15 protein-coding genes are annotated in these 15,598 nt (G+C 74.5%); 6 read left to right on the top strand and 9 right to left on the bottom strand.

Features of this window, described 5'->3' with window-relative positions; translation table 11 throughout:
• Positions 1-17 precede the first annotated feature (17 nt).
• Entirely contained in the window at positions 18-1,373 is a 1,356-nt protein-coding gene (locus OHB09_RS03580) for a dipeptidase (protein WP_234527382.1), read from the bottom strand.
• 194 nt (positions 1,374-1,567) lie between these two features.
• Between OHB09_RS03580 and OHB09_RS03575 the strand changes: the two genes are divergently transcribed.
• The 3 genes from OHB09_RS03575 (at position 1,568) to OHB09_RS03565 (ending at position 4,905) form a co-directional block, all read left to right on the top strand.
• A complete protein-coding gene (locus OHB09_RS03575; RefSeq protein ID WP_040897423.1) occupies positions 1,568-2,773 on the top strand; it encodes a geranylgeranyl reductase family protein in 1,206 nt (401 codons plus the stop codon).
• 120 nt (positions 2,774-2,893) lie between these two features.
• Positions 2,894-4,243 (top strand): sensor histidine kinase, encoded by a 1,350-nt coding sequence (locus tag OHB09_RS03570; RefSeq protein WP_328921599.1) that lies wholly within the window; start codon positions 2,894-2,896, stop codon positions 4,241-4,243.
• Entirely contained in the window at positions 4,240-4,905 is a 666-nt protein-coding gene (locus OHB09_RS03565) for a response regulator transcription factor (protein WP_093590207.1), read from the top strand. The genes OHB09_RS03570 and OHB09_RS03565 overlap by 4 nt, the downstream gene beginning before the upstream one ends.
• Positions 4,906-4,996: 91 nt before the next feature.
• On the opposite strand, the gene OHB09_RS03560 is transcribed toward OHB09_RS03565, so the two are convergent.
• The 3 genes from OHB09_RS03560 to OHB09_RS03550 form a co-directional block, all read right to left on the bottom strand.
• Positions 4,997-5,773 carry a maleylpyruvate isomerase family mycothiol-dependent enzyme gene (locus tag OHB09_RS03560; protein WP_328729962.1) on the bottom strand — a complete coding sequence of 259 codons (777 nt, stop codon included), beginning with the start codon at positions 5,771-5,773 and terminating at the stop codon, positions 4,997-4,999.
• 103 nt (positions 5,774-5,876) lie between these two features.
• Entirely contained in the window at positions 5,877-7,046 is a 1,170-nt protein-coding gene (locus OHB09_RS03555; RefSeq protein WP_328922987.1) for an MFS transporter, read from the bottom strand.
• A 136-nt stretch (positions 7,047-7,182) separates the two neighbouring features.
• Positions 7,183-8,376 carry a methyltransferase gene (locus OHB09_RS03550; RefSeq protein WP_328921598.1) on the bottom strand — a complete coding sequence of 398 codons (1,194 nt, stop codon included), beginning with the start codon at positions 8,374-8,376 and terminating at the stop codon, positions 7,183-7,185.
• 92 nt (positions 8,377-8,468) lie between these two features.
• On the opposite strand from OHB09_RS03550, the gene OHB09_RS03545 reads away from it, so the two are divergent.
• On the top strand, positions 8,469-9,713 hold the full coding sequence (locus OHB09_RS03545; RefSeq protein WP_040897280.1) for an ROK family protein: 1,245 nt from the start codon (positions 8,469-8,471) through the stop codon (positions 9,711-9,713).
• 238 nt (positions 9,714-9,951) lie between these two features.
• Here the strand turns inward: OHB09_RS03545 and OHB09_RS03540 are convergent, their stop codons facing one another.
• A complete protein-coding gene (locus OHB09_RS03540; protein WP_191854730.1) occupies positions 9,952-10,536 on the bottom strand; it encodes a DUF4865 family protein in 585 nt (194 codons plus the stop codon).
• On the bottom strand, positions 10,536-11,108 hold the full coding sequence (locus OHB09_RS03535; RefSeq protein WP_328921597.1) for a TetR/AcrR family transcriptional regulator: 573 nt from the start codon (positions 11,106-11,108) through the stop codon (positions 10,536-10,538). Before OHB09_RS03535 ends, OHB09_RS03540 begins: the two co-directional genes overlap by 1 nt.
• Positions 11,109-11,292: 184 nt before the next feature.
• On the opposite strand from OHB09_RS03535, the gene OHB09_RS03530 reads away from it, so the two are divergent.
• A complete protein-coding gene (locus OHB09_RS03530; RefSeq protein WP_006144472.1) occupies positions 11,293-11,580 on the top strand; it encodes an SHOCT domain-containing protein in 288 nt (95 codons plus the stop codon).
• Positions 11,581-11,743: 163 nt separating this feature from the next.
• Here OHB09_RS03530 and OHB09_RS03525 read toward each other — a convergent pair whose 3' ends face one another.
• Both OHB09_RS03525 and OHB09_RS03520 read right to left on the bottom strand, forming a co-directional pair.
• Entirely contained in the window at positions 11,744-12,259 is a 516-nt protein-coding gene (locus tag OHB09_RS03525) for an ATP-binding protein (protein ID WP_006144473.1), read from the bottom strand.
• A 326-nt stretch (positions 12,260-12,585) separates the two neighbouring features.
• Complete coding sequence (locus tag OHB09_RS03520) at positions 12,586-12,909, bottom strand: hypothetical protein (protein ID WP_040897283.1); 324 nt, start codon at positions 12,907-12,909, stop codon at positions 12,586-12,588.
• Between the two features lie 363 nt (positions 12,910-13,272).
• Between OHB09_RS03520 and OHB09_RS03515 the strand changes: the two genes are divergently transcribed.
• Positions 13,273-14,397, top strand: coding sequence for an L-cysteine desulfhydrase Cds1 (locus OHB09_RS03515; RefSeq protein ID WP_006144476.1), 1,125 nt, complete (start codon positions 13,273-13,275; stop codon positions 14,395-14,397).
• 74 nt (positions 14,398-14,471) lie between these two features.
• Here OHB09_RS03515 and OHB09_RS03510 read toward each other — a convergent pair whose 3' ends face one another.
• Positions 14,472-15,335 (bottom strand): DeoR/GlpR family DNA-binding transcription regulator, encoded by an 864-nt coding sequence (locus tag OHB09_RS03510; protein ID WP_006144477.1) that lies wholly within the window; start codon positions 15,333-15,335, stop codon positions 14,472-14,474.
• Positions 15,336-15,598: the final 263 nt, after the last annotated feature.

Raw genomic sequence — 15,598 nt, 5'->3', positions numbered from 1 at the left:
GCGAACGACGTCCTCGGTCAGTTCGCCGCGTACGCGCGCAGGAACAGCGCCTCGGCGACCGACAGCCGCTCCAGTTCCTCGGGCGAGACGCTCTCGTCGACCGCGTGGATCTGCGCCTCCGGCTCGCTCAGGCCGATCAGCAGGATCTCCGCCTCCGGGTACAGCGAGGCGAGCGTGTTGCACAGCGGGATGGAGCCGCCCTGTCCCGCCTGCTGCATCTCCTCGCCCGGGTAGGCCTCGGCCATCGCCTCCGCCATCGCCGCGTACGCCGGGCTGCGGGTGTCGGCGCGGAACGCCTGGCCCTGGCCGATCTGTTCCACCGTCACCCGGGCACCCCACGGCGTGCGGTTCTCCAGGTGGGTCTGCAGCAGCTTGGTCGCCTCCACGGCGTCCACACCCGGCGGCACCCGCAGGCTGACCAGCGCGCGGGCGCTCGCCTGGACCGACGGGGTGGCACCCACCACGGGCGGGCAGTCGATGCCGAGGACCGTGACCGCCGGACGCGCCCAGATGCGGTCGGCGACCGTGCCCGAGCCGATCAGCCCGACGCCGTCGAGGACCTTGGCGTCCTTGCGGAACTGGGCCTCCTCGTACTGGAGTCCCTCCCAGGTGGCTCCGCCGTCCAGACCGTCGACCGTCGTGGAGCCGTCCTCGCCGCGCAGCGAGTCCAGCACCCGGATGAGAGCGGCGAGGGCGTCCGGGGCCGCGCCGCCGAACTGGCCGGAGTGCAGATTGCCCTCCAGGGTGTCGACCCCGATGCGCAGCATGGTCATGCCCCGCAGCGTCGTCGTCACGGTGGGCAGGCCGACCCGGAAGTTCCCCGAGTCGCCGATCACGACGGCGTCGGCGGCGAGCAGCTCCGGGTGCTCCTCGGCATACCGCTCCAGACCGCCCGTGCCCTGTTCCTCCGAACCCTCCACGATCACCTTGACGTTGACCGGCACGCCGCCGTTCGCCTTCAGGGCCCGCAGTGCCAGCAGGTGCATGATCACGCCGCCCTTGCAGTCCGCCGCGCCCCGCCCGTACCAGCGGCCCCCGCGCTCGGTCAGCGTGAACGGCGGCGTGCTCCACGCCGCCTCGTCCAGCGGCGGCTGCACGTCGTAGTGCGCGTACAGCAGGACGGTGCGGGCGCCTTCGGGGCCCGGCAGGAAGCCGTACACCGACTGCGTGCCGTCGGGGGTGTCGAGCACGGCCACGTCCTGGAAGCCCTCGGTGCGCAGCGCCTCGCTGATCCAGCGTGCCGCGGCCTCGCTCTCGCTCTTCGGGAACTGCTCGAAGTCCGCCACCGAGCGGAAGGCCACCAGTTCGGTGAGCTCCTCCCTCGCCCTGGGCAGCAGCGAGGCAACGGTCTCGGCGACCGAATTCGACGGCATGGGCACGCTCCTTGTGGGTGCGACGTTCAACTTTCGAGACTGTCTTTTTGCCTGTGATCGTGCGGTGCGTGGACTCTTACGGATGCGCGCCGCGCGCACGCTGTCGATCCTCCCACAACGGCCCGCGCCCGCGGCCACCGTAGGATGCGTGGGACAGGTGCGGCAGGCGGCTTGATCGGGAGCAGTAGACCATCGTGAGCAGCGAGAACTCTTCGGCGGAAGGCACGCAACGGGTGTGGGACGTGGTCGTGGTGGGTGCGGGGCCCGCCGGGGCCTCGGCGGCCTACGCCGCGGCGGTCGCGGGACGCAGCGTGCTGCTGCTGGAGAAGGCGGACCTGCCCCGTTACAAGACGTGCGGCGGCGGCATCATCGGACCCTCGCGGGACACCCTGCCCCCCGGCTTCGACCTGCCGTTCAAGGACAAGGTGCACGCGGTCACCTTCTCGAACAACGGCCGCTTCACCCGCACCCGCCGCTCCCGGCAGATGCTCTTCGGTCTCATCAACCGGCCCGAATTCGATCAGCAGTTGGTCGAACACGCGCAGAAGGCGGGCGCGGAACTGCGCACCGGCGCCACCGTCGTCCGGGTCGAACAGCACGGCGCGGCCGTACCCGACCGGCGCACGGTCGCCGTCGTCCTCCAGGGCGGCGAGACGGTGCTGGCCCGCGCGGTCGTCGGCGCCGACGGCAGCGCCAGCCGCATAGGAGCCCACGTCGGGGTCAAGCTGGACCAGGTCGACCTCGGCCTCGAGTCGGAGATCCCCGTGCCCGAGACGGTCGCCGAGGACTGGAAGGGCCGGGTACTCATCGACTGGGGCCCCATGCCCGGCAGTTACGGCTGGGTCTTCCCCAAGGGGGACACGCTCACCGTCGGCGTGATCTCCGCGCGCGGCGAGGGCGCCGCGACCAAGCGGTACCTGGAGGACTTCGTCGCCCGGCTCGGCCTGTCCGGCTTCGAACCCAGCGTCTCCTCCGGCCACCTGACCCGCTGCCGCGCCGAGGACTCGCCGCTGACCCGCGGACGGGTGCTGGTGTGCGGGGACGCGGCGGGGCTCCTGGAACCGTGGACCCGCGAGGGCATCTCCTTCGCCCTGCGCTCCGGACGGCTCGCGGGGGAGTGGGCGGTGCGGATCTCCGAGGCGCACGACGCGGTGGACGCCCGCCGGCAGGCCCTCAACTACGCCTTCGCCATCAAGGCGGGGCTGGGCGTGGAGATGAGCGTCGGCAGGCGGATGCTGAAGGCCTTCGAGCGCCGTCCGGGACTGTTCCACGCGGCGCTCACCGGCTTCCGCCCGGCGTGGAAGGCGTTCACCGACATCACCCGCGGCGCCACGACGCTGGGCGAACTGATCCGCAGCCACCCGCTGGCCCAGCGGGCGCTGACGGCCTTCGACCGGTAGGCGGCCGCCCGGCGCCCTTCTGTTCGCCGCCCCTGTCATACCCGTACTACCGGGGGAGTACCGATGATCGCCCCGCGAGGGTGACGCGGCGCGTACCCGGTGCCGTCTAGCGTGACGGGCATGAAGGAGCGACGCGTGCGGGCCCCGGCGTGGTGGCCCGCGCCCCGGCCCGGGCCGCCCTGGTGGCACGGCCAGGACGAGGACGTGGGGAGCGGCGGCGGACCCGGCGCCAGGAGCGCTGCCGGGGGGCACGCCGGCGTCGGCGAGCCGTCCGCGCCCGCCGGGCACCGGCTGCCGTGGCCCTCCACCGTGCTCCTGACCGCCCTCGTGCTGGTCGGCACCCATGCCGCCGCCCAGGGACAGCGGGGCGGCGCACGCGCGGCGCTCGACCCCTTCGCGCTGGTGCTGCTCCTGCTCGCCTGCGCGGCGCTGCTGTGGCGCCGGCGCCACCCGGTGGCCGTCGTCTTCACCACGGCCGCGGTGGTCATGGTCTACCTCGGGGCCGGATATCCCTACGGACCGGTGTTCCTCACGGTCGCCCTCGCCTGCTTCGGCGCCGTGGTGAGCGGGCACAGACGGGCGGCCTGGGCCGCGGCGGCGATGCTGTGGGCGGGGCACGTCGTGCTGGCCCACTGGCTGTACCGCCTGCTGCCGCCCTCGGGCGACTCCGCCGCCCCCTGGGGACAGGAGGCCGTGGTGGCCGCCTGGGTGGCGACGGTCGTGGCGGTCAGCGAACTCGCGGGCGTACGGCGGGAGCAGTGGGCCCGCGAACGGGCGGAACGGGCCCAGGCCGCCCGGCGCCGAGCCGACGAGGAGCGGCTGCGGATGGCCCGGGAACTCCACGACGTCCTCGCGCACAGCATCTCCGTGATCAACGTGCAGGCGGGCGTGGGTCTGGCACTGCTCGACTCCGATCCCGAGCAGGCCCGCACCGCGCTCACCACCATCAAGTCGGCCAGCAAGGAAGCCCTCGGGGAGGTGCGGCAGGTGCTCGAGGGACTGCGCACGCCGGGCGAGGCGCCCCGGGCGCCGGCACCGGGCCTGGACCGCCTGCCCGAACTGGTCGCGCAGGCCGCCGACGCCGGGCTGACCGTCGAGGTCGAGGGCACCCCGCCGAAGCTGCCGCCGGGCGCGGACCTGGCCGCCTTCCGCATCGTCCAGGAGGCGCTCACCAACGTCGTACGGCACTCCGGGTCGCGACAGGCGCGGATCCGGATCTCCTCCGGCGGGGGCGTCCTGCGGCTGCGGATCGACGACGACGGCCCCGCGACCGGTGCCGACGCCGGTGGCAGCGGCAACGGCCTGGCCGGCATGCGCGAGCGGGCGGCGGCTCTCGGCGGCACGATCGAGGCGGGCCGGCGGGTGGACGGCGGCTTCCGGGTGCTCGCCGTCCTGCCCCTGCGCGCACCTCCGGCCGAGGGCACCCGTGAACCCCGGGCGTCCCACGGCCCACCCGAGGAGGAACGGTGATCCGCGTACTGCTCGCCGACGACCAGTCGCTGGTCAGGGCGGGGTTCAAGGCCCTGCTCGACGCCCAGCCGGACATCGAGGTGGCGGGCGAGGCAGCCGACGGGGAGGAGGCACTGGGGGCGGTGCGCGCCCTCGGCCCCGACGTCGTCCTGATGGACATCCGGATGCCGGTGCTCGACGGTCTCGCCGCCACCCGCCGCATCACCGGGGACGAACGGCTGGCCGGAGTCAAGGTGATCATGCTGACCACCTTCGAACTCGACGAGTACGTCTTCGAGGCGATCCGCTCCGGCGCCTCCGGCTTCCTCGTCAAGGACACCGAGCCGGCCGAACTGCTGCGCGCGGTGCGGGCGGTGGTCGAGGGGGACGCGCTGCTCTCGCCCGGGGTGACCCGGCGGCTGATCGCGGAGTTCGCCGCGCGCTCCAAGGAACCCGCGGCGGCCGCCTCGCTCGCCCGGCTCACCGAGCGGGAGAGGGAGGTGATGGCCCTGGTCGGACTGGGGCTGTCCAACGAGGAGATCGCGCGCCGCCTCGTCGTCAGCCCGCTGACCGCCAAGACCCACGTCAGCCGCACGATGGTCAAACTGGGCGCCCGCGACCGCGCACAACTCGTCGTGCTGGCCTACGAGTCGGGGTTGGTACGGCCGGGATGGCTGGGGTGAGGGGAACCGTCCGGGCCCGCGCCGGGCCGGGCCGGACCGCGCCGGGCCGGACCGCGCCGGGCCGGACCGCGCCGCGCCGGGCCGGACCGCCTCAGCCGACGGCCGAGGCCGTCCGCCAGAGGCCGGCGAGCGCGGTGTCGCCGGTGACGGAGGGGACCGGGGCGCGGTTCCACAGGGCGAGGTACAGGACGGCGGCGGGCCCGGCCAGCTCGCAGTCGGCCTCGGCGGTGGCACCCCGCTCGGCGGCGGGGGGCTCGGGCGAGAGCCGTACGGTCCACACGGCGTCCGGGACGTCGGTGGCGCGTACGCGCAGGACGCGGGGCTCCGCCGTCCGTACCCGGCTCCGGGGCCGGGCGTGGAAGCCGCGCAGCAACTCGTCGACGCCGTCGGCGGCGAACCCGGGCGCGAACCCGCGGGCGGGGTCCACGGCGAGGGCGGCCGGGTCGGCGCCCCGCGCGGCCTCGGCGTCGATACGGTGCACGGCCGTCTCGTGCGCCTGGCGCCGCGCCCAGAAGGCGACCGGGGCGCCGGCGCCGGGCAGGAACGTCCAGCACCGCAGGTCGGCAGGGGCGGAGGCGAGCGTGTCGAGGAGCCGGCGGTGGCCCTCGCGGTACCAGGCGAGGAGGGCCTCCCCGTCCAGATCCGGGGCCTCCTCCTGGGGCCGGGCCGAGGTGTGGCCCTCGGCGAGGAAGGCGCGGGCCCAGCGGTGGATCGCGCCGGTGTGTCCCAGCAGGTCGCGCATCCGCCAGCCGGGGCAGGTCGGCACCTCGGCCCCGGGGCCGGTCTCCTCGGCGATGCCGCCGAGCAGCCGGCCCTCGTGGTCGAGCGTCTCGAGGAAGGAGGCAGTGTCCAGGGGAGCGGTGTCCATGGGCGCAGTCTGGCCGACGTCCGGGCATCCGCGGCAGGGGTTTCGACGGGGAGGGGGCCCGCGCACGGGCGTCGGGGGCTTCGCGGGAGGTTCGGCCCCGGGGTCAGGACCGGGCCGCGCGGCGGGTGAGGAAGGCGATGAGGGCGGCGACCGCGGCCAGCGCGGCGACGCTGGTGAGCGCGGTGGGCAGGGAGGCCCACTCCGCCATGAAGCCGATCGCGGGCGGCCCGAGCAGCATGCCGCCGTAGCCGAGCGTGGACGCGGTGGCGACGCCGCCGGGCCCCCCGAGCGCACCGGCGCGTTCCACCGCGGTGGGGAAGATGTTGGCGAGCCCGAGCCCGGTGACGGCGAAGCCGAGCAGGGCGGCCCAGACGGAGGGGGCGAGGGAACCGAGCAGCATGCCGCCCGCGGCCGTCGCGCCCCCGGCCACCAGGGTCCGGGTCCGGCCCAGCCGTTCCAGCAGGACCGTTCCGGTCAACCGGCCGGCGGTCATGGCGAGGGCGAAGCAGGAGTACCCCACCGCCGCGACGCCCGGGGCGGCGTCGAGGTCCTGCTCCAGATGGAGCGCGCCCCAGTCGGCCATGGCCCCCTCGCCGTAGGCGGTGCACAGGGCGATCAGCCCGAAGGTGACCACCAGCGCGCGGGTGCGCGGCTGCGAGCGGGGCGGGCCCCCTTGTTCCTCCGGCACCGGCTCCGGGGCCGCGGGCGGGTCCAGACGCAGCAGCACCCGACCCGTCACGGCGGTCACGATCAGACCGATCACGGTGAGACCGGACAGGTGCCACGTCGGCGTCAGCGACCCCGCGACCAGGCCGCCGAGTCCGGCCCCGACCATTCCGCCCAGGCTGAAGGCCGCGTGGAAGGTGGGCATGATCGGCCGCCGCAGCGCGGCCACCAGGTCCACGGCCGCGCTGTTGAAGGCGACGTTGATCCCGCCGTACGCCGCGCCGAAGACGCACAGCACCGCGCCCAGCGCCCAGACCGAGTGGGTGAGGGGCGGCAGGGCGATACTGAGGGAGAGCAGAACCGCGCAGACGACGGTCATCGGGTGGCTGCCGAACCTGCGGCAGAGGCGGCCGGTGAGCGTCATCGTGACGACGGCCCCGGCCGAGACCCCGAGCAGCGCCAGCCCCAGGGCGCTGTTGGAGGCGCCGGTCTGCGCCTTGATGGCGGGGATGCGTACGACCCAGCCGGCGAAGACGAAGCCGTCGAGGGCGAAGAAGGTGGTCAGTGTGATGCGGAGGCGGACGAGGTCGGTGGTGCGGCCCGGCACGACGGTGTGCGAGCGGGCTTTGTTTATTTGCGGCACAAAATCAGACTAGAAGCGCTGTCGACAGCGGGGCAAGGAGCCGTGCGGCATCATCGGGCGGGCGGTCACCGCCGGAGCGGCGCCCGTCCACCGCGCGCGGTCACTTCTTCACGGCCCTCAGGACCACGAACTTCGGGTCGCTCGCGACCAGTTCGCTGTTCCCGAACAGGCGGCGCAGGGTGAGGTGGTGGCCCAGGTGGCGGTTGCCGACCACCCAGAGCTCCCCGCCCGGCCGCAGGGCACGGCGGGCCTGCGTGAACATGCGCCGGGCGGTGGCGTCGGTGGTGGCCTGGTGCGAGTGGAACGGCGGGTTGTTCAGCACGAGGTCGACCCCGCCCGGGGCGAGTTCCGCGAGACCGTCGCCGACCAGGAACTCCGCCCCGCCTGCGCGGTCCGCGCCCGCGGTGTTCTCCCGGTACGTCTCCTCGGCCGAGGCCACCGCCTGGTAGGACTCGTCCACGAACAGCACGTCGGCGCCGGGTTCGGCGAGGGCCACCGCGGTACCCACGATCCCGTTGCCGCAGCCCAGGTCCACCACACGCTGCCCGGCGCGGGCCCGGGGGAGGTGACGCAGGAAGAAGCGGGTGCCGATGTCGAGCCGGTCCGCGCAGAAGACGCCCGCGTGGTTGGTGACCGGCCGCCCCGACAGCACGCCGATGCCGTCCGGGAGCGCGTAGCGGTACGGCCAGGGGCTGCGCCCGCGGGAGGCGTGCGCCTCGGGGGCGCAGTGGATCAGCCGGGCCTTCTGCTCGGCGAGGGAGGTGCGGGTCGGGCCGAGGATCCGTTCGAAGGTCCGCAGCGTCGAGGTGTGGATCTCCTTCACCATGCCCGAGCCGAGGACGAGGGTGTCCGGGCGCACGGCCGGGGCCAGTCGGTGCAGTTGGTCCTCCAGCAGCGCGAGGCTCTTGGGCACGCGGACGAGGAGGACGTCGATCGTGTCCGGGGGCGGGTCCTGGGTGGTGAGCAGGCGCACGGCCGCCGGGTCGACGCCGGCCCGCGCGAGATTGGCGAGGGTGGCCTGCCGGGCGAGGAAGGAGTCGGTGACCTGCGTGGGGCGGTGCGGGGCGAGCGCGGTGGTGAGCGCTCCCCACCGGTCGCCGAGGACGACCACGGCGGGAAACGCGGTGCGCGAGGCGACCCCGGCACCCTCGGAGTCGCCCCCGGCCTCCTCGAGGACGCCGGCCGCCGCGAGATGGCGGAGCAGGTACGCGTCGGCGGCGTCCCAGGCGCGCAGCCGGTCGCGGGGGTCCTCGGGGAAGCGGGTGAGGTGATAGGTGCCCTGGGGGGTGGTCATGGGGTCGTTCATCGCGTGCCCAGGCTATCGGAGCGGCCGGGGAGCGCCCCGGGGCGCCGTCGGCACCCGCGGATCATGGGAGACTCGCCCTCATGAGCGGCAATGCGGCCCCGCGCGCGACGGGGGAAGGGAACACCCGGGCACGCCTGGACCGGGGCCGCGGTGCCCTCGGTCCCGCGCTCGAACTCGTGCACACCGGCCGTGCCCCCACCCGTGCCGTCCTGACCACCGCCCTCGGCGTCACGCGCGCGACCGCCGGCGCGGTCGCCGCCGAGCTGGAGGCGCTGGGCCTGATCCGTGTCGACGCCCACCCCGGTGCCGCCGCCGGCTCCCAGGGCCGCCCCTCGCACCGTCTGGAGGTCGCCGAGGACGGCCCCGTCGTCCTGGCCGCCCAGGTCCACGCCGACGGGTACCGCGCCGCCCTCGTCGGCCTCGGCGGCCGCATCGTGGCCACGGCCCCCGGCTGCGAGACCGTCGAGGCCGATCCGGCGAAGGTGCTCGGCTCCGTCGTCGAGGCGGGCGCCGACCTGCTCCGCGCGACCGGCCTGCGCTGCGTGGGGGCCGGTCTCGCCGTCCCGGCCGCCGTGGCCGAACCGGAGGGGCTCGCGCTCAACCCGATGCACGTGGACTGGCCGGCCGGCTCCCCCGTGCGGGAGATCTTCGCGGAACGCGTGCGCGCGGCCGGCATCGAGGGTCCCGCCTTCGCCGCCAACGACGTCAACCTCGCCGCCCTCGCCGAACACCGGCACGGCGCCGGACGGGGCGCCCGCCACCTGCTCTGCGTGGCCACCGGACACCGCGGCGTGGGCGGCGCCCTGGTGCTCGACGGGCGGCTGCACACCGGGAGTTCGGGCCTCGCCCTGGAGGTGGGGCACCTCACCGTCAACCCCGAGGGACGTCCCTGCCACTGCGGAAGCCGCGGCTGCCTCGATGTCGAGGCCGATCCGCTGGCCCTCCTCACCGCCGCGGGCCGCGACCCCGGACCCGAACTGTCCCTGCTGCAGCAGGCGAACGACCTGATCCGCGCCCACCACGCCGAGGACCCGGCCGTGCGCGCCGCCACCGAGGCGCTGATCGACCGGCTCGGCCTGGGACTCGCCGGGCTGGTCAACATCCTCAACCCGGACCGCATTATCCTCGGCGGTCTGCACCGCACCCTGCTGGACACCGATCCCGACCGGCTGAGCGCCGTCGTCGCCGACCGCAGCCTGTGGGGGCGCAGCGGCGGTGTCCCCATCCTGCCGTGCACCCTGGACCACAACAGCCTGGTCGGGGCGGCCGAGCTGGCCTGGCAGCCGGTCCTGGACGACCCGCTGACGGCACTCGCGGGCGTCTGACACCGGCGGGCGGACGAGCGGACTCGGGCACCGGCGGTAGGAACAGTGACCTCCGGCATCGACCGGCGGACGAGCGAGTGCCGGCGCCGACCGGCGGACGAGAGGCCTCAGGCACCGCGGGCGCGACCCGGCCGCGCGCGATCCCCGCCCGGGCGAGAAGCCCCCGACGACCCGGCCGCCGCCGTGCCGCCGAAGTCCCCGCCCGCGGCGCCGGACCCGATGCCGGGCCCCCTCGGCCTCACCACTGCCGTCCGCGCGGCAGCCGGTCCCGTCCCGGCGCGGACAGCCGCAGCACCTGGTAGACGTCGCCGTCCGTCTCCGGCGTCCCGTGCTCCCACAGCGAGAACCGCACCACCTCCCAGTGCCGGGAGTCGACGGCCACGGCCGCGCAGACCGCGCCGTCCAGCGCCACCAGCAGCCCCGCCTCGTGCATCGCCTCCTGCGCCACCTCGGCGAGCGCCCTTCCCGCGGGCACCGGTGCGCGGTGCCGCACCGCGTACCGCGCCTCGGCGCCGACGACCGCGCTCTCCTCGTACCACAGCCCCGTCCACTGGCGGACCGAAGGACGCCCGAAGTCGTCGACGAGGCCCTGGAACGGGCCCCCGTACAGGAAGGCGTTCATGCCGCGCGCCTCGTGCCACAGGTAGAACGGGGCGTACTGGTTGACCGGGGAGCCGTCCACCCCGCGCTCGCGCACGAGGTACGCCTTGAGGCCGAGCCCCTCCCAGTCGTCGAGCGCGTGCCCGAGGCGGGCGACCCGGGCGCGGACGATCCCCATGTCGTAGTCGGCGGGCAGGGTGACCTCGTACTGCATCGCCTGCATCACGTGTCTCCCCGGTCGGCGGGCCGCAGCAGGGAGAGCAGTCCGCGCACCCCGGTGTCGAAGGCGGCGGGGGAGCCCGAGGCGCGGGCGAGGACGTAGCCGCCCTGGACCGTCGCCACGATCGCCGCCGCCACCTCCTCGGCGTCCAGCGAGGAGGCGAACTCGCCCTGCTCCTTGCCCTCTTCGACGAGGGCGGCGAGCTCCGCGCGCAGCCAGTCCAGCGTCTCGTCGACGGGGGCGCGCAGCTCCTCGCTCGCGATCACCTCCGGGTCCATGGTCAGCCGTCCGACCGGGCAGCCGCGCAGGACGTCGCGCTCGCGCCGCAGATACGCGGTCACGCGCGCGTACGGCGTGCCGGGGCCGTGCAGGACGGCGGCCGCGGCCGCGCGTATCTCCTCGGCGGTACGGGTGATCGCGGCCAGCGCCAGATCGGACTTGCCCGTGAAGTGGTGGTACATGCTGCCCTGGCCGGCGCCCGCGCGCTCCAGGATCGCCTTGGGGCTGGTGCCCACGTAACCGCGCTCCCACAACAGGTCGCGCGCGGACTCGACGAGTCTCTCCCGCGTACTCATGCGGTGACCGTACATACCAGTAGTTACAGAAGTCCAGGAGGGAAAAGGAAGCAGCGAACCCGGCCGTCGCGTACTCCCCGCGCGGTAGGCACGGCGCCGCCGGCCGTACGACGACGCGGACCCCGTGCGGGGGCGACTCTGAGGGCATCGCACAACGGCACACCCACCGAGGAGATGACCCGAGATGCAGACCCTGGCGCACTGGGACGGCGGGCCCGGCCCGTGGATCCTGTTCTTCCCGCTGATCTGGGCGGCGGTCGTGGTCGCCGGCGTGACGCTGCTGCGCCGCACCGGCCGGCGCGGCGGCCCGCCGTGGCGCTCCGCGGACCCCGGGCGGCCGAGGGGCGACTCCCCCCTCGCGGTCCTCGGCCGCCGGTTCGCCTCCGGCGAGATCGACGAGGACGAGTACTGGCGTCGCGCCTCCGTCCTGGAGGAGCACTTCGGCGCCGTCGGCAAACCCCCGGCGGCATGAGGGCGACCGGCACCCGGGCCCCGTCGGGGGCACGGGTGCCGTGCCGGTTCACGGCTCCGCCGCATGAGGGCGAGGCCACCGCCGCCGGTGTTCGGCCGGCGCGCCCGTCACGCTCCCGCCGGGGGCGTGCGCACGCGCACCGCCCCGGCGGCGCGTGCCGCCGTCACCCCGGCACCGCCGCCGAACGGACCACCGTCCGTTCCACCAGGTGCCCGGGGACGCTCCCCCTCGCGGAGAGGTCCTTCGTGTCCGTGGAGGCGAGGTCGGCCATCGAGACCACCGGCACGCACGCCGACAGTTCGAACCAGACCACCTTCCCCTCCTCCCCGTCCGGCCGCACGCCCCAGCTCTCGCTGAGTTCGGCGACCATCGCCAGCCCGCGCCCGCAGGTGGAGCCGGGCTCCGCCTCGCAGACGGCGGGCAGCCGGGGGTCGTGGTCGTGCACCGAGACCGTCAGACGGTCGAGCAGCAGCTCGATCTCCACGGTGCACGTCTTGTCGGGCTCGGCATGCCGGTGCACGTTGGTGAGCAACTCGGTCACGCCGAGCGAGGCCCGGTCGATGAGGGCGTCCAGATGCCAGTAGCGCAATTGCGCCGATACGATTCTGCGGACCTGGCCGATCCGCGACGGCAGGGCTTGGAGCTCCACCGTGCAGTGCCTGCTTCGCTGGCTGATCACGGCTGCGACTCCCCGAATTGAGGTCCGGAAGAAGACGAGAACGGATCCTGCGTGGTGGCCGCGTGTAATACGCCGCCTGGTGCTGCGCGGTCCACGTCCGGCGACCGCTGTGGGGGTGACGGCCGCGTACGACGGCCGTCCGCTGGTCGGGGCGGCAGGTACCCGTGCCGCCTGGCTCGGGGCGGCTGTGTACCTCGGCCGCCCGCTTGTCGTGGCCGGCGGGCTGGTTCTTCAGCGTGATCGCCGGTAAACCCAGAGTGACGTGCGACCAGCGTGACGCACGGGGTTCGGAAGCGCAACTCGCGACCTCGCGATGCCCGCGCCGCTCAGCGGCCGCGGCCGGCGGCCCTGCGGACCGCCTCGACGAACCGCCGCGCCGAGGGCGTCCCCGGCGTCCCCGGGTCGGGATCGCTCTCGCCGAGGGTCAGCGAGTACCGCGTCCCGCCCAGATCCGCGCGGGCCCGGTCCCCGGCACCGAACCGCGGAGTGGACGCGCGCACCGCCTGTACCGGCGCACTGTCGATCTCGCTGCCGTAGCTGGTGAGCAGCCGCACCCGGCCCTCACTGATCCGGATCTGCCCCGCCCTGGTCAGGGACCGCAGACCCTTGCCGATCCGCACGCCTCTGGCCGTGAACTCCGGTTCAGGCATGGTGTTCCGCCCCCTCGTGCGCCTGGGTGGTCCTCCGTGGTGGTCCCGCGCGGGCGCGGTCGCACAGCTGTCCGGGACCCGGCCCGGTCGTACGGCCCGGCCGGCGCGGGCGGCCGAACGGTCCCGCGCCGTGCAGTCTGCCCGCGCACGGCCCCGAGCACCAGTGCGCATCAGGGGTGCACCGCGCGCCGCCGGGCGCACACACGCGCACGCGCCCCCGCTGTGCCCGCCCCGGCCCCCAGGCCGCCCTTTGAGCCTCCCAAAGAGGTGTTTATGCAGGTGAGAAGCGTGCGCAAGCTGTCTATCATCGAGACGTCCGGGCGCACGGAGGCAGCCTCGGCGCACCGCGTAAGGAGTCCCGGCGTGAGCACCACCCCCACCGACCACCCCGGCGCCACCCTCGACGTCGACCGCACCGACGTGCCCTACCGGCGCTGGCTCAAGGAAGCCGTCCGCAAGGTCCAGGCGGACGCCAACCGCTCGGCCGACACCCACCTCCTGCTGTTCCCGCTGCCCGAGCACTGGGGCGTCGACCTGTACCTCAAGGACGAGTCGACGCATCCCACCGGCAGCCTCAAGCACCGCCTGGCCCGCTCGCTCTTCCTCTACGGCCTGTGCAACGGCTGGATCCGGCCCGACCGCCCGGTGATCGAGGCCTCCAGCGGTTCCACGGCCGTCTCGGAGGCGTACTTCGCCAAGCTGATCGGCGTGCCGTTCATCGCGGTCATGCCGCGGACCACGAGCGCCGAGAAGATCCGCCTGATCGAGTTCCACGGCGGACGGTGCCACTACGTCGACGACTCGCGCACGATGTACGAGGAGTCCGCCCGCCTCGCGGCGGAGACCGGCGGCCACTACATGGACCAGTTCACCTACGCGGAACGGGCCACGGACTGGCGCGGCAACAACAACATCGCCGAGTCCGTCTTCCGCCAGCTCGAACGGGAGCGGTTCCCCGAACCCGCGTGGGTCGTCGCCACGGCCGGCACCGGCGGCACCTCCGCGACCATCGCCCGGTACGTCCACTACATGCAGTACGACACCCGCGTCTGCGTCGCCGACCCGGAGAACTCCTGTTTCTTCGAGGGCTGGACGACCGGCGACCCGGACGTCGTCTGCGAACGGGGCTCACGCATCGAGGGGATCGGCCGGCCGCGCATGGAGCCCAGCTTCGTGCCGCACGCCGTCGACCGCATGATGAAGGTGCCGGACGCGGCCGCCGTCGCCGCCGTGCGCGCCCTGGACCGCCTCACGGGCCGCAAGGCGGGCGGCTCCACGGGCACCGGGCTGTGGAGCGCGCTGAGGATCGTCGCGGAGATGGTGGCCGAGGGGCGCCGGGGGAGCGTGGTCACCCTGCTGTGCGACCCGGGGGAGCGCTATCTGGACAAGTACTACTCCGACGCCTGGCTCGCGAAGGAGGGAATGGACATCGCCCCCCACGCGGCCGCGATCGACGTCCTGCTGCGCACGGGGGCGTGGCCTGACTGAGCGGGCCGCGCCCGGACCGAGCGGGGCGCACCAGGAGCGCGGGGGCGCGGGGAATGCCCGCTCCGCCCCGTGCCTCAGCCCGATTCCTCCGCCGTCCCCGGCGCCTCCCCGGGTGTCTCCCGGTCCTCCGGTTCCCCGGCGACCACCAGCCGGTCGAGGTGCTCCGCGATCTCCGCCCGGGCCTCGCCCGGCAATCCCGAGTCGGTCACCAGCGTGTCCACCTGCTCCAGCGTGGCGAAGGAACTCAGGCCCACCGTGCCCCACTTGGTGTGGTCGGCGATCACCACCACACGTCGCGCGGACTGCACCAGCCGCCGGTTGGTCTCCGCCTCGGCCAGGTTGGGCGTGGACAGGCCCGCCTCCGCGGATATCCCGTGGACCCCGAGGAACAGCATGTCGAAGTGCAGCGCCGCGATGGCCTGGTCGGCGACCGGGCCCACCAGGGAGTCCGAGGGGGTGCGCACCCCGCCGGTCAGCACCACCGTGGCCGCTCCCTGCCGACGGCCCAGGGCGCGCTGCGAGGAGTGGAAGACGTCGGCCACGCGCACCGAGTTGGTGACGACGGTGAGGTCAGGGACGTCCAGCAGATGATGCGCCAGCGCGTAGGTCGTCGTGCCGCCCGAGAGGGCGATCGCGGTGCCCGGCGCGACCAGTTCGGCCGCCGCCCGCGCGATGTCCTCCTTGGCGGTCAGCTCCAGGCCCGACTTGGCCTCGAAGCCGGGCTCGTGCGTGCTCGCCTCGACCACCGGCACCGCGCCGCCGTGCACCTTCTCCAGCACACCCTGGCGGGCCAGCGCGTCGAGGTCCCGGCGGACCGTCATGTCGGAGACACCGAGCTTGCGCGTCAGCTCGTTGACCCGGACGCCGCCGCGGCGGCGTACCTCGTCGAGGATCAGGGTGCGGCGCTGCTCCGCGAGCAGGTTCTGATTCTCGCTCACGTCCCCTGCGGATCCTTTCCTCGTCCCGACTCCGACCGGCGCCCCCGCACCCACCCGCCGCACGGCGTCCGCACCGGCTCCGACCGGCGCGTACCGAGGGCGGCGGTGGCGAAGGACGCCCCATCCTCGCACGGCCCCCCGGCATCCGCGCCACCGCCCGCGCACCGGATTCCCACCCCCGCGCGTCACGCGTCCTGAGGACAATCCGGCCCCACAGGTGTGACCGCGCCCCACAACGGCAATCCTGTGCCTGCACATGACAT

The organism is Streptomyces griseoaurantiacus (assembly GCF_036189845.1).
Lineage (GTDB): Bacteria > Actinomycetota > Actinomycetes > Streptomycetales > Streptomycetaceae > Streptomyces > Streptomyces griseoaurantiacus.
The sequence above is the reverse complement of the archived record's forward strand: the minus strand, read 5'-3'. Positions and strand labels throughout refer to the sequence as shown.

Coding starts and splice junctions, on each gene's coding strand:
- OHB09_RS03520 (WP_040897283.1), bottom strand. CDS start 12,909: ATGCCTGAACCGGAGTTCACGGCCAGAGGCGTGCGGATCGGCAAGGGT.
- OHB09_RS03540 (WP_191854730.1), bottom strand. CDS start 10,536: ATGCAGGCGATGCAGTACGAGGTCACCCTGCCCGCCGACTACGACATG.
- OHB09_RS03550 (WP_328921598.1), bottom strand. CDS start 8,376: ATGACCACCCCCCAGGGCACCTATCACCTCACCCGCTTCCCCGAGGAC.
- OHB09_RS03580 (WP_234527382.1), bottom strand. CDS start 1,373: ATGCCGTCGAATTCGGTCGCCGAGACCGTTGCCTCGCTGCTGCCCAGG.
- OHB09_RS03530 (WP_006144472.1), top strand. CDS start 11,293: ATGCAGACCCTGGCGCACTGGGACGGCGGGCCCGGCCCGTGGATCCTG.
- OHB09_RS03545 (WP_040897280.1), top strand. CDS start 8,469: ATGAGCGGCAATGCGGCCCCGCGCGCGACGGGGGAAGGGAACACCCGG.
- OHB09_RS03535 (WP_328921597.1), bottom strand. CDS start 11,108: ATGAGTACGCGGGAGAGACTCGTCGAGTCCGCGCGCGACCTGTTGTGG.
- OHB09_RS03570 (WP_328921599.1), top strand. CDS start 2,894: ATGAAGGAGCGACGCGTGCGGGCCCCGGCGTGGTGGCCCGCGCCCCGG.
- OHB09_RS03560 (WP_328729962.1), bottom strand. CDS start 5,773: ATGGACACCGCTCCCCTGGACACTGCCTCCTTCCTCGAGACGCTCGAC.